This window comes from Flavobacterium sp. FG68 (assembly GCF_057808895.1).
Genome location: NZ_JBMDIY010000013.1, coordinates 88,600 through 101,893 on the forward strand (window position 1 = coordinate 88,600; position 13,294 = coordinate 101,893).

A 13,294-nucleotide genomic window follows, 5' to 3' on the forward strand; every position below is an offset into this window, starting at 1 on the left:
GACTATACATTTCTATTGAAATAAAAAGAAAGAATATTCTTTCTTTTTTATATATTTGAAGATAATCAAAAAATATTCCGCTAGGAATAATATATCGGTAGAGAAAAATATTATTTAAGAAAAAATGTCCCGTAGGGACTATACAATCATGGCAAATACCTACACCCAAATTCACATTCATTTTGTTTTTGCTGTAAAATATAGACAAGCGGCTATACACACAAACTGGAAAAATGATTTATATAAATACATTTCAGGAATTATTAAAAACAATAATCATAAGATCTTAGCAATCAATGGTATTTCAGACCATGTTCATATTTTGATCGGAATAAGACCCGCACAATCAATATCTGAATTGATGAAAAGCATAAAGCAAAATTCATCAAAATGGATAAACGAAAATAAATTTACCAACATTCATTTTGAATGGCAGGAAGGTTATGGGGCATTTTCATATAGTAAATCTCAATTAAGTGCAGTCGCTGACTATATAGAAAATCAAGAAGAGCATCATAAAAAGAAAACCTTTAAAGAAGAATACATCAATTTTCTCGAAAAATTTGAAGTTGATTATGATGAAAAGTTTATTTTTAAGGAATTAATTTAAAATTGGTTTTAATTATATCCAAAACGTAAATGAAAAAAATAGCCTTCTTCATTCTTATATTATTATGCGCTTGTAACAAAGAAAAAGCTAAAGAAACCACAAAAGAAGCTCCAAAACAAATTACAGAAGAAGCGTCCTATTTTAAGGATATTAAAACTAATGACGTTAAATTACCAAAACCAAGTTATGGAGATTGGCTGTTTTCTCATCCTGAAGATGGACAGACTTTTGAACAATATTATAGATCTAAGCATATTGTTCCGACTAAAGAGGAGAATATTATTTACATAAAACCGATTGGAAATTTTAATTCTCTGCAAAAGAAACAGATTCAGCTTGTTAATGAGTATTTAGGACTCTTTTTTCAATTAAAAACAAAAACATTAGAACCAATTTCTAATGATATAGTTCCAAATTCAGCAAGAAGAATGTCTACGGAAGGTCATGAACAATTATTAGCAGGATATCTTTTCAATGATGTATTAAAAGAAGAAAAACCGGAGAATAGAATTGCATTGATGGGACTTTCTGAATTGGATTTATATCCTAAACCAGAATGGAATTATGTTTTTGGACTTGCTTCTTATAGAGATAAAGTAGGTGTAAGTTCTATTTACAGATTTCAGGATGGTAAACTTACTGCTGAAAATTTTGATTTGTGTTTAGTAAGATTACTCAAAACGAGTTCTCATGAAATTGGACATATGTTTGGAATACACCATTGTATTAATGCTGATTGTGTAATGAATGGTACTAACAGTTTATCTGAAACAGATAGAAGTACGATTCGATTGTGTTCTGTCTGCCAGAGAAAATTAAATTCATGTATTCAATATGATAATAAAAAGAGATTAACCGATTTAGACAATTTTTTTAAAAGAAATAACCTGACTGAGGAATCTGATGCAATGAAGAAAGATATTTCAGTTATCCAATAAAAATGAAAACGATAAAAATAGTTGCCATAACAGGCAGTACGAGGAAAAATTCAAGTAATTATAAAATTCTAAAATATATTTCAGAACATATAAAATCAGATTTTGAAGTTGAGATTTTTGAAGATTTAGATCAAATTCCGTATTTTAATCCAGATTTAGATACAGAGAATCCGCCGGAAGAAATTAGTTTGTTCAGAAATAAAATAATGGAGGCCGACGGAATTATAATCTGCACTCCGGAATATGTTTTTAGCCTGCCCGGAAGTTTAAAAAATGCTTTAGAATGGTGCGTGTCGACCACTATTTTCTCGAATAAAAAAGTCGGATTAATTACGGCTTCTGCTTCTGGAGAAATGGGACATGAACAGCTTTTATTAATTATGAAAACCCTTGAAGCTAAATTCGATGATAATACACAGCTTTTGATTCAGGGCATTCGCGGAAAAATAGATGCTGAAGGAAAAATTACAAACGAAGAAACAGAAATTGCGCTTCAAAACTTTATAAATAATTTTGAGAATCAATTTTTATAGTAGATTTACTTTTCTAAAATTCAGATTAAAATGGTTACAAGAAGAAACTTTATTATAAACACAAGTCTGGCTGCTACGGCTGTTCTGGCTTTACCGTCATTAGCATTTTCTATGAATAAAAAAGAAATTGGTTTGCAGTTATATACATTGCGTGAGGAACTTCCGAAAAATGTAAAACAGACTTTAGAAAAAGTTGCTGCATCAGGATATACAAATGTAGAAACATATGGTTTTTCTATTAAAGATCAGTTTTGGGGATTGTCTCCAGTTGAATTGAAAAAAATATTGGACGATAATAAATTAAAAGCAGTTAGCGGACATTATAATTTAGGAAGCTATTTATATGACGGAAATACAGCGGAATTAATTGCTGCAATTGAAGCTGCAAAGATTTTAAAAAACGAATTTTTAACCGTTCCGTGGATCGACGAACCTTTTAGAAAAAGTATCGATGATTATAAAAAGATCGCACAGCGTTTGAATCAGGCTGCAAAAATGTGCAAAGAAGCAGGGTTAAAATTAGCGTATCACAATCATGATTTCGAATTTCAAAAACATGATGGCGTTACGGGTTATGAAATCTTATTATATGAAACTGATAAAAACCTGGTTTATTTTGAACTAGATTTATATTGGGTAGTTCGTTCAGGAAATGATCCGCTAAAATTATTTAAAGAAAATCCGGGCCGTTTTAAAATGTGGCATGTAAAAGATATGGATAAAACAAATCCGGCTTTAAATACAGAAATTGGTTCAGGATCAATTGATTTTAAACCTTTCTTTAAAGAGGCAAAACAATCCGGAATGATTCACTTTTTTGTTGAGCAGGAAAATAATTATGCTGGAGATTCTTTTCAGTCCATTAAAACAAGCTCTGATTTTATTTCAAAAGAATTGATTTAAATCCAATCATAAAAAAGTCTTATTTTTGTAAGAATAAATTTAAAAATCATGCAGAATATCAAAACAAGTAAAGAGTTTATAAAAGGAGAAGAAATAGAGTGGGAAGTAGTTGGTGAAGGAATCAAGCGTAAAATCCTGGCTTTTGATGATAAGGTTATGCTTGTAAATGTTCATTTTGAAACTGGAGGAATTGGCGTTTTACATGAACATTATCATTCTCAGGTAACGTATATCGCAAGCGGAAAATTTGATGTAACCATAAGCGGCGTTACACAAACATTAAAAGAAGGCGATAGTTTTTATATTCCGCCTCACGCAATTCATGGAGTTGTTTGTTTAGAAAGCGGAATGCTTACAGACGTTTTTAGCCCCGCAAGAGAAGATTTCTTAAAATAAATTATAAAGAAAATCAGTAAATATACGCGTCTTTGCGATAGCGAATCTGCGTCATCCGCGTTCTAAAAATTGACGCAGATTAAACGGATTCGCTATCGCGAAGACGCAGATTTACGCAGATTTTATAAAAAAAATAACTTTAATTATAAATATTGATGGTATTTTTGCAAAATGAATTTATCTAAAACCAACGTCCTGTTTATGGCAGTTTGCACTGGTCTTATAGTTGCAAATCTTTATTACTGCCAGCCTTTAATTGTTTTAATTGCCAACGAATTTAAAATTCCAGAAGCCAGCGCCGGAACTATAACGTATTTAACTCAAGCAGGTTATGCTATTGGGTTGTTTTTTATGGTGCCGCTTGGTGATAAATTAGAACGAAAAAAGCAAATTTTAATCACCACTTTTGCCTCTGTAATTGCGTTGCTTATTGCGGCAACGGCAAAAAGTTTTCTTATTTTACAAATTGCTTCTTTATTAATCGGAATCACTTCGATCGTGCCGCAGCTTATTTTGCCTTTAGCCGCTTCCTTAAGTACACCTGAACAGCGAGGAAAAGTTATCGGAACCATTATGAGCGGTTTATTGGTAGGGATTTTGCTTTCCAGAACTTTAAGCGGTTTTATTGGAGAAGTTCTAGGCTGGAGATCGATGTTTTATATCGCCGCCGGAATTTGTCTTTTAATCTTTTTTGTCATTCAGAGTAAATTTCCAGTAAATAAACCTCAGTTTCAGGGAACTTACGGGCAATTAATCCAGTCTTTATTTACACTTATAAAAACACAGCCTGTTTTGCGTGAAGCTACGGCAATCAACGTTTTCAGTTTTGCTCAGTTTGGAGCTTTCTGGACTACTATGGTTTTATTGCTTTCCGGAGAACCGTTTCATTTTAACAGTGCCACAATTGGTTTATTCGGAATTGTTGGTGCTTCCGGAGCTTTGGCAGCGCCTTTGGTTGGGAAAATCGGCGATAAAGGAAATTCGAGAATTGCAGTTGGTTATGGCTGCTTATTAATCCTGATAAGTTTCTTGATTTTCTATTTTTCAATAGAAAGCGTAATCGGAATTGCGATAGGAATTGTCTTTATTGATATCGGAATCCAGGGCGTTCATATTTCAAACCAAACCAGAGTGTATTCATTATTGCCAGAAGCAAGAAACAGACTAAATACAGTCTTTATGTCGTTTAGCTTTTTAGGAACTGCTGCCGGATCTGCATACGGATTATTATTGTGGAAACTGGGCGGATGGCACGCTGTAACAATTGGCTGTATGGTTTTATCTGCACTGTCATTAACCGTTTACGGACTTACTTATAAATCAAAATCTAAAAAACAAAAAGCGCAAATTGATTAAGAAATTAATTTGTAAATTTGCGTTCAATTAAAAAATAACAACATGGAAAACGGAATATACGCTAAATTCAACACAAGCAAAGGTTCGATTTTAGTTAAACTTACACACGACTTAACACCAGGAACCGTAGGGAATTTTGTAGCTCTTGCAGAAGGAAATATGGAAAATAAAGTAAAACCTCAAGGACAAAAATTCTACGATGGATTAAACTTTCACAGAGTAATTCCTGATTTTATGATTCAGGGTGGATGTCCTAAAGGAACTGGAACTGGAGATCCGGGGTATAAATTTGATGATGAATTTGATCCAAGTTTAAAACACGATCGTCCGGGAGTTTTATCTATGGCAAATTCAGGACCTGGAAGTAATGGTTCTCAATTTTTTATTACACACGTTCCAACTCCTTGGTTAGACGGAAAACATAGTGTTTTTGGTCACGTTGTAGAAGGACAAGATGTAGTTGATGCTGTAGCACAAGGTGATGCTTTAGAGACTTTAGAAATCATCAGAGTTGGAGAAGAAGCTCAAAAATGGAATGCTATTGAAGCTTTTATTGGTTTAAAAGGTGCTCGCCTTAAACGTGAAGCGGCTTTAAAAGCAGAATCTGAAGCAAAAATGGAACAACTTGCTGCTGGTTTTGATAAAACAGAAAGCGGTTTACGTTACAAAATGATCCAAAAAGGTGAAGGTAAAAGAGCTGAAGCTGGAAAAACAGTTTCTGTACACTACGAAGGATCTTTAGAAAACGGAAAAGTTTTTGATTCATCTTACCCACGTAAAAAACCAATCGAATTTAAATTAGGAGTTGGACAAGTTATCGAAGGATGGGACGAAGGTATTGCTTTATTACAAGTTGGAGACAAAGCTCGTTTTGTAATTCCATCTGATTTAGCTTACGGTCCATCTGGAGCTGGAGGAGTTATCCCGCCAAATGCAACTTTGATTTTTGACGTTGAATTAATGGACGTAAAATAAGGATTTACAAGCAATTTAGTATTGTTTTAAATAGCAATCCCATTCGCAAGCCGAATGGGATTTTTTTTATATTTACTATAAAAACCAGAGACAATGAAAAATATTTTAATCCTTGCAGCACTTGCTCTATTTGCAGTTTCCTGCGGAACTCAAAAAACACCAGCTGTTGCAGCTGCTCCTCCCGAACCTGCAAAAACAGTGGCATTAACTCCTGAATTAGAAGCAGGTAGAGATTTGTATGAAAACAATTGCGCAAAATGCCACAAATTGAAAGATCCAAAGAAATATACAAAAGAAGAATGGGGACCAATTTTGGTTAGAATGGGCAAAAAAGCGAAGCTGGACGAAACCCAAATGGCATCAATTACAGATTACATTCATTCGCAATTATAATTTGTATTTAGAAAAAAAACAAAAAACCTGTTCAATAATTTGAACAGGTTTTTTGTTTTCAAATAGATATAAAAAAACACCTTCACAAAATGAGGTGTTTAAAAAGTTAGGAATGATGTACAGCCGTATTGTCTACCGCGATAATTTTTAAAGTTTTGATACCAGCCGGCATTTCCCAGTCAACTTCGTCATTTTCTTTAAAACCAATAATAGCAACACTTAAAGGTGCCAGAATTGAAATTTTTGATTGCTTTATATCAGCAGATGAAGGTAAAACAATTTGAATTTTCATTTGCTTCTTCGCTATTACATCTTCAATTGTTACAACAGAATTTATTCTGATAACAGAGTTGTCGAGTTCGCTTTCCTTGCTTATTACAGCGCGGTCTAATTCTTGCGAAAGCTGATTAGCTTCTTTAGTATTTGTCGAATTTTTACTTTTTAAAATCAATTCCCTTAAAAATTGATAATCTGATTTACAGAAAGTGGGTGTTGGTTTCATATCTATATTGAATTTATTGTTATTGAATTTGAATGATTTTTCTTCTTTTATGCTTTCTAAAGCGAGTTGTCGCTCAGCTTGTTTAAAAAAAGACAAGCGTGTAAAGTATTTAGTTTGAAAAACAAAAAAGTATCTGACCAAAACTTAAATTTTGTCAAATAAGTAAATGTTTAAATCGATGTAAATCCTCCGCCTGAAAGAAGAATTGAAATAGACGGAGGCCTAATTAATAAAGGCCTTACTATGTGAAATAAATACAGCCGAAAGCGATTTTATCTTACAAGAAAACGCAGGTCTAAAAACTGTAGATATTGTTATAGTGTTCACAATGAGTGATTTTAATTATGATCTGCAAAGATAGGTAAAGTTTTCTGATTCTTACAAATTTTATTTCCATTTGATATTACACCCAATGCTTGGCTTCTGAATTTCATTCAAGGTTCGGTTGTAAATTAAGGCATCAATTGCGTTTCTTAAATCAGTTCCGCTTAACGGAATCCCGTTTCCGGGTCTTGAATCATCAAGCTGTCCTCTGTAAAACAATTTATCCTGATTGTCGAATAAATAGAAATCGGGCGTGCAGGCTGCATCGTATGCTTTTGCTGTTTCCTGTGTTTCATCAAATAAGTAAGGGAAATCAATTTTATGCTGTAAAGCAAAATCAGTCATTAATTCTGGAGAATCCTGCGGATATTTTACAACATCATTGCTTGAAATAGCAATAATGCCAAGTCCCTGAACACGATAATCATTAGAGATCATCACGATTTCATTAATAACGTGAATTACAAAGGGACAATGATTGCACATAAAAATAACAAGCGTACCTTTTGAACCTTTTAAATCTTCAAACGAATAAGTGTGATTCGAATTTGTATCTTTTAGATAAAATTCTGGAGCAATTGTCCCAAGCGGAATCATATTTGAAGGAGTACGTGCCATTTTTACAGAAATTAATACTCAAAAATAGCCTTTAAATTCTGTATAAAAAAGAGCACAAGAAGAATTGTTGTGTATACTTAACAGTATTTATTTAGCCCACAGATTTTACGGATTAAACTGATTATTTAATTTTAATCTGTGAAAATCCGTTTAATCCGTGAAATCTGTGGCCATATTATTTTTATGAATTTAAAAATTCAAGTAAATCTTCGTTTAATTTGTCTCTGTCTGTATAAAACAAACCATGCGGAGCGCCTTCGTAAATAATGTATGTATTATTTGCAATAGCTTCAGAAGCTTTTTTAGACGTTAAATCGATAGGAACAATTTTATCGTCATTTCCGTGAATAATTAAAGTTGGAACTGTTATAGTACTTAATTCGTCTCTAAAATCAGTAAAAGAAAAAGATTCGGCACATTTTAAAGTTGCGTGTGGAGAAGCAAAAGAACAAAGCATTCTGTAATATTCTAATAAAGCTGTGCTTAACGGTTTATTGATAATATTTACGCCAAAGAATGTCTTACCAAAATTATCAACAAATCCAATTCTGTCTTCCTTGATTGCTGCTGCGGTAGTTTCACTTTTTTCTCTTGGATGTCCGTCTGGATTATCTTCTGTTTTTAATAAAAAAGGAATAATCGACGAAATCAAAGCGGCTTTTGCAACACCTTTTCCCTGATATCTGCTAAAATAACGAACCACTTCACCGCCACCCATAGAAAATCCAACCAAAGTTACATTCTCTAATTCCAGCTGGTTTATAATTTCGCTCAAATCATCCGTTAAAGTATCATAATCATAACCTTCCCACGGTTGTGACGATTTACCAAAACCACGGCGGTCATAGGCAATTACACGGTAATTATTTTTAACCAAATATTCAACCTGATATTCCCACATTTCGTTAGAAAGCGGCCATCCGTGAATTAAAATAACTGGTTTTCCTTTTCCGTAATCTTTTACATAAAGCTTTACGTTTTTGGCAGTTTCAATGAATTTATCTGTATTTAATTGATGAATATCAAAATCTAAATCCCTTAGAGTTGGATTGGCATTTATTACACTATTTTCCATTTTTATATTTTTACTAATTAGTTACTAATGCATGTGTAGTAAAATTAAACCTAGTATAAAAAAATAGGTTATAGAATTAGTTGTATTACTTACAAAATTTATAGGTTTGTAAATAAACAATTTTCAAAATGGATTTAGCCTGGAACGAATTCGAAAGAACAGATATGCGTGTAGGAACTATCATCGAAGTAAATGATTTTCCCGAAGCCAGAAAACCTGCTTTTCAATTAACAATAGATTTTGGTGCCGAAATAGGTATCAGAAAATCATCTGCACAAATTACAAAACGATACAAAAAAGAAGATTTACTAAACAGACAAATTGTCGCGGTTGTAAATTTCCCCAAAAAACAAATCGGAAAATTTATGAGCGAATGTCTTGTTCTTGGTGCTGTAGGCGAGGAGGGAGATGTTATTTTACTAGCTCCTGATTTTAAAATACCAAATGGGCTTCGAATAGGGTAGTTTTTTAGTTTTCAGTCGCAGTCGCAGTTTTCAGTTTGCCACAGATTACACAGATTAAAAAGGATTTTTGATTTTGTGGTTAATTTTTTGCCACGAATTGCACGAATTTACACTAATTATTTTTTAACTCCAGCTTTGTGACCTTTAATAAATCAAAGATTTCGCAAGCTTTTAATAAAAAAAACTTTGTGAACTTTGCGTAATACCTTTGCGTGCTTTGCGGTTAAATTTGCTTACAAAACATTAGTTTGTAGTATTTATTTTTGCAATTAATTGTTGTAAAATCAACTGCCCTTCTTCCCAATATCTTAAATCAGAGTCAGAGTTAATATGGCCTTGTTCACCAACGTTTACGAAATCACTTCCCCATTTTTCTGCAAAATATTGTTTTCTTTCAAATAAAGCATACGGATCATTTTCACTCGCCACAACAATCGATGGAAAAGGCAATTTATAAAGCGGCATTGGAGAAAAATTTCTAATAATATCTGGAGTATGTTCTGGTGAATCAACATCGGCGGGAGCGACTAATAAAGCACCAATAATATTTTTATTCGAATTACTTTCTGCCCAATGTAACACTAATGAAACGGCAAGGCTGTGAGCTACTAAAATCGTTGGGCTTTCTAGTTTAGAAACAGCTTCGTTTAAGCGAGCAATCCAATCTTCTCGAACAGGTTCGTCCCAATTGTCCTGAACCAAACGAATTGAATTTTTAAATTTTTCATGCCAAAAGGTCTGCCAGTGTTTCTCTCCGGAATTTCCTAATCCCGGTAAAATTAAAAGTTGTGTTTCCATTGCCGTGGAATTATATGTTTATTTCTTAGTTTGTTTTTCTTTTAAAATTCGGTTGACTTCGTTTACCAATAACGGAAAACCAGGTTCAGTCATTCCGTGACCGTAGCCATCTAATTCGTAAAGTTTAGTCTGTGTATGTCCAACTAATTTCATCATTCTTGCCATGTATGCGTTTTCTTCATATCGGCCCAACATTTCAAGTTCACGATCCCCAGTAATCAATAAAAGGGGCGGAGCATCGGCGCGAACGTGATACAAAGGCGCAAAAGCATCAATTGTAGGTTGTTTTTCCGGAATTCCATTTTCTCTTCTAACTTCAAAATGCGTAATACATTGTCCGCTAAACGGGATAAGTCCGGCAATTTTATTAGCATCAATTCCTTCTTTTTGCAGCCATTTTTTATCTAGACCAACCATCATATCTAAATATCCTCCGGCAGAATGACCAGAAAGAAATATTAAAGAAGAATCACCGCCATAATTGCTGATATTATTAAATGCCCAGGCAACAGCCGCCGCCGCATCTTCAATCGCTTTTACCGTTTTTGCTTTTGGAGACAATCTGTAATTTACACCAATAATGGCAAAACCTTTATTTTTTAAAGCTTCGGGAATTTCTTTATTTCCGCCCGTTAAACCTCCGCCATGAAACCAGACAATTGTAGCAAAGCCTTTTGTGTTTTTTGGATAATAAATATCCAGAACACATCTTTCGTTAATGTAACTATCGGATTTATTTATTTCTGAAGAATAATATTGAATGTTTGATTTTGTTTCATATTCTGTTTTTTGAGCAGACGCTGAAAATGTAATAAAAATGAAACTAAATAAGAAAAGTAATTTTTTCATTTGAAAATAGTTGAATTGCATTTAATAATCTTAAATTCCAAATTTTAAATTCCAAATTCCAAAATATAAAAATCTAAAATCTACAGTCTACAATCTAAAATCGAGAACTTAAATATATAAAAAAAGTCCAAAAATGCTGCACATATTGGACTTGAACTTTTAGAAAAGTTATATAAGATTAAATATCGTCAAAATCAATATCAGTAAAGCTAGATCTTGGTGTTTCAGCTTTATCAGAACCGTATTCTTTTTTAAAATCTTTTTGATGTCTTTCAGAGATTACTTCTTCACCTTTGTGGTTCAAAACGTATGAAGTCATTTCTTCTAGTATTTCGGCAAAAGCACTAAAATCTTCTTTGTATAAATAAATTTTGTGTTTTTTAAAGTGAAAAGAACCATCTTCTTCTGTAAACTTTTTGCTTTCGGTAATCGTAATATAATAATCGTCAGCTTTAGTAGCTCTCACATCAAAGAAATAAGTTCTTCTTCCTGCTCGTAATACTTTAGAAAAAATCTCTTCTTTTTCTAACATGTCATTTTCTCTCATAATACGTTCTATCATTTTTGGTAATTAATAGTACTCAAAAATCATAAAAATTTATCTATTACGCAACAATTAAAGTAATTCTTTTTCCGAAAGTTGTTTTAAATATAACGATGCGTAGTAACCTTCCTGATTTATTAATTGATTATGAGAGCCTTGTTGAATGATTTCGCCATCTTCTAAAATAATGATTTTATCAGCGTTTTTGGCAGACGACACTCGGTGACTGATAATTATGGTAGTTTTATCCTTACAAATTTCAAACAAATTATGTAGGATTGTTTCCTCAGTTTCGGTATCAACGGCAGACAAACAATCATCAAAAAGTAAAATCGCCGGATTTTTTATAATCGCTCTCGCGATCGATACACGCTGTTTTTGTCCGCCCGAAAGCGTAATTCCTCTTTCTCCTAAAATAGTGTCGTATTGTTTGTTAAAAGCGATGATATTATCATGAACTACAGCATTTTTTGCAGCTTCAATAACTTCTTCGTCAGTAGCATTTTGGTTTCCGAATTTGATGTTATTTTTAATAGTATCCGAAAACAAAAAAGCATCCTGAGGAACAATTCCGATGCTGTTTCTTAAATCATTTAAATTTAAAGAACTGATTTCGTTTTGATCAATTGTAATTCTTCCATCGGTAACATCATAAAGACGGGAAATTAGAGATAAAATAGTAGATTTTCCGGAACCTGTTTTTCCTAAAATGGCAAGTGTTTCTCCTTTTTTTACCGTGAAACTTACATTTTTTAAAGCTTCAATATTAGTATCTTCATACGTATAGCTTACATTTTCAAAAGCAATTGAACCTTGTATATCTGATGAATTTTGATTGTTGTTTTTAATCTCTGGTTCAATTTTCAAAAATTCATTTAAACGCTTTTGAGAAGCCTCTGCTTCCTGAACCATAGAAGAAACCCATCCAAGAGAAGCTACAGGCCAGGTTAACATGTTTACATATAAAATAAATTCGGCAATTGTACCAATATTCGGAATCGTTCCGTTGATGTACATTACGCCTCCAAAGTAAATTACAACTAAATTACTGATTCCGATAAGGGCAATCATCAAAGGTCCAAACAGCGACTGAACTTTGGCTAAATCTAAACTCTTGCGTTTACTTTCATCCGAAAGATTTACCATATTATTTTGATGCTGATTTTCTAAAGAATAAGCTTTTATAACTCTTATTCCTGAAAATATTTCCTGTGTAAAACTCGAAACCTTAGATAAATACTGTTGAAAAGTAGTGCTTCGTTTATTGATTTCTGAACTTAATTTGAAAATACAATAAGACAAAATTGGCAATGGTAAAATTGTATATAAAGTCAGCAAAGGCGAAACATTATACATATATAATAATACGATGGCAAAACGAATGAACGTGTTTATAGTATACATTACCGCCGGGCCTACATACATACGAACTTTAGAAACGTCTTCACTAATTCTGTTCATTAAATCTCCCGTACGGTTTTGTTTGTAGAAATTTTGAGAAAGGTTTTCGTATTGCCTAAAAACCTCATTTTTTAAATCAAACTCAATATGGCGTGACATTACGATTAAAGTCTGGCGCATTAAAAAAGTTAAGAATCCTCCAACAATTGCACTTCCGGTGATTAAGAGCACGTTATGAATTAATTCCTGCTGATAAAAGTCTACAAGCATAGAAGATTTTTTATCGGCATCTGATAGTTTTAAAAACTTTTCGATAACGTCAAAAGAATGGCTAACCAGCTTTGGAGTAAATAAAAAGAATATTTGTGCGATTATGGTGATTAAAATTCCGAAGGAAAAACTGAATTTATATTTAATGAAATATTTGTTTAAATAGCTTAATTCTTTCATTTTTTTAAGAGATTCAATATTGACTTGATTTAATTTTATGAATTATTCTTAATTAAAAGTATAATAAAATGCAATCTAATCAAAATAAATATTTTGTATAATTGTTATTTTAAAGATAAAAAATTAGCACATGTATATTTTTTGTTTATGTTTGAGTTGTCTTTT

General features: G+C 32.6%; 16 protein-coding genes. 9 read left to right on the forward strand and 7 right to left on the reverse strand.

The window, feature by feature from the left end:
- The first annotated feature begins 148 nt into the window (after positions 1-148).
- The 8 genes from tnpA to ACODSB_RS10375 all read left to right on the forward strand — a co-directional run bounded on the left by tnpA (position 149) and on the right by ACODSB_RS10375 (position 6,104).
- Positions 149-610: an IS200/IS605 family transposase gene (gene tnpA / locus ACODSB_RS10340; protein ID WP_488936969.1), complete on the forward strand. Its 462-nt coding sequence runs from the start codon at positions 149-151 to the stop codon at positions 608-610.
- A gap of 29 nt (positions 611-639) precedes the next feature.
- Positions 640-1,548, forward strand: coding sequence for an archaemetzincin (locus tag ACODSB_RS10345; RefSeq protein ID WP_488936970.1), 909 nt, complete (start codon positions 640-642; stop codon positions 1,546-1,548).
- Positions 1,549-1,550: 2 nt separating this feature from the next.
- A complete protein-coding gene (locus tag ACODSB_RS10350; protein ID WP_488936971.1) occupies positions 1,551-2,081 on the forward strand; it encodes an NADPH-dependent FMN reductase in 531 nt (176 codons plus the stop codon).
- Between the two features lie 30 nt (positions 2,082-2,111).
- On the forward strand, positions 2,112-2,984 hold the full coding sequence (locus ACODSB_RS10355; RefSeq protein WP_488936972.1) for a sugar phosphate isomerase/epimerase family protein: 873 nt from the start codon (positions 2,112-2,114) through the stop codon (positions 2,982-2,984).
- A 48-nt stretch (positions 2,985-3,032) separates the two neighbouring features.
- Positions 3,033-3,380 carry a cupin domain-containing protein gene (locus ACODSB_RS10360; protein WP_256637330.1) on the forward strand — a complete coding sequence of 116 codons (348 nt, stop codon included), beginning with the start codon at positions 3,033-3,035 and terminating at the stop codon, positions 3,378-3,380.
- 201 nt (positions 3,381-3,581) lie between these two features.
- Positions 3,582-4,736, forward strand: a complete 1,155-nt coding sequence (locus ACODSB_RS10365; RefSeq protein WP_235992151.1) for an MFS transporter — start codon at positions 3,582-3,584, stop codon at positions 4,734-4,736.
- A gap of 42 nt (positions 4,737-4,778) precedes the next feature.
- A complete protein-coding gene (locus tag ACODSB_RS10370; RefSeq protein WP_053471046.1) occupies positions 4,779-5,711 on the forward strand; it encodes a peptidylprolyl isomerase in 933 nt (310 codons plus the stop codon).
- Positions 5,712-5,804: 93 nt separating this feature from the next.
- A complete protein-coding gene (locus ACODSB_RS10375; RefSeq protein WP_256637332.1) occupies positions 5,805-6,104 on the forward strand; it encodes a c-type cytochrome in 300 nt (99 codons plus the stop codon).
- 106 nt (positions 6,105-6,210) lie between these two features.
- Here ACODSB_RS10375 and ACODSB_RS10380 read toward each other — a convergent pair whose 3' ends face one another.
- The 3 genes from ACODSB_RS10380 to ACODSB_RS10390 all read right to left on the reverse strand — a co-directional run bounded on the left by ACODSB_RS10380 (position 6,211) and on the right by ACODSB_RS10390 (position 8,623).
- On the reverse strand, positions 6,211-6,606 hold the full coding sequence (locus ACODSB_RS10380; protein ID WP_488936973.1) for a GreA/GreB family elongation factor: 396 nt from the start codon (positions 6,604-6,606) through the stop codon (positions 6,211-6,213).
- A gap of 387 nt (positions 6,607-6,993) precedes the next feature.
- Positions 6,994-7,548, reverse strand: coding sequence for a thioredoxin family protein (locus ACODSB_RS10385; protein ID WP_488936974.1), 555 nt, complete (start codon positions 7,546-7,548; stop codon positions 6,994-6,996).
- A gap of 181 nt (positions 7,549-7,729) precedes the next feature.
- The gene (locus tag ACODSB_RS10390) at positions 7,730-8,623 is read right to left on the reverse strand and encodes an alpha/beta fold hydrolase (RefSeq protein ID WP_053471043.1); all 894 of its coding nucleotides are present in this window, start codon (positions 8,621-8,623) and stop codon (positions 7,730-7,732) included.
- A 128-nt stretch (positions 8,624-8,751) separates the two neighbouring features.
- On the opposite strand from ACODSB_RS10390, the gene ACODSB_RS10395 reads away from it, so the two are divergent.
- Positions 8,752-9,087: a tRNA-binding protein gene (locus ACODSB_RS10395; RefSeq protein WP_488936975.1), complete on the forward strand. Its 336-nt coding sequence runs from the start codon at positions 8,752-8,754 to the stop codon at positions 9,085-9,087.
- Positions 9,088-9,330: 243 nt separating this feature from the next.
- Here ACODSB_RS10395 and ACODSB_RS10400 read toward each other — a convergent pair whose 3' ends face one another.
- The 4 genes from ACODSB_RS10400 to ACODSB_RS10415 all read right to left on the reverse strand — a co-directional run bounded on the left by ACODSB_RS10400 (position 9,331) and on the right by ACODSB_RS10415 (position 13,129).
- Positions 9,331-9,885, reverse strand: a complete 555-nt coding sequence (locus tag ACODSB_RS10400) for an RBBP9/YdeN family alpha/beta hydrolase (protein ID WP_488936976.1) — start codon at positions 9,883-9,885, stop codon at positions 9,331-9,333.
- 18 nt (positions 9,886-9,903) lie between these two features.
- Positions 9,904-10,734 carry an alpha/beta hydrolase gene (locus ACODSB_RS10405; RefSeq protein WP_488936977.1) on the reverse strand — a complete coding sequence of 277 codons (831 nt, stop codon included), beginning with the start codon at positions 10,732-10,734 and terminating at the stop codon, positions 9,904-9,906.
- Between the two features lie 178 nt (positions 10,735-10,912).
- Positions 10,913-11,281, reverse strand: coding sequence for a PUR family DNA/RNA-binding protein (locus ACODSB_RS10410; protein WP_053471040.1), 369 nt, complete (start codon positions 11,279-11,281; stop codon positions 10,913-10,915).
- Positions 11,282-11,350: 69 nt separating this feature from the next.
- The gene (locus ACODSB_RS10415; protein WP_488936978.1) at positions 11,351-13,129 is read right to left on the reverse strand and encodes an ABC transporter ATP-binding protein; all 1,779 of its coding nucleotides are present in this window, start codon (positions 13,127-13,129) and stop codon (positions 11,351-11,353) included.
- Between the last annotated feature and the right edge of the window lie 165 nt (positions 13,130-13,294).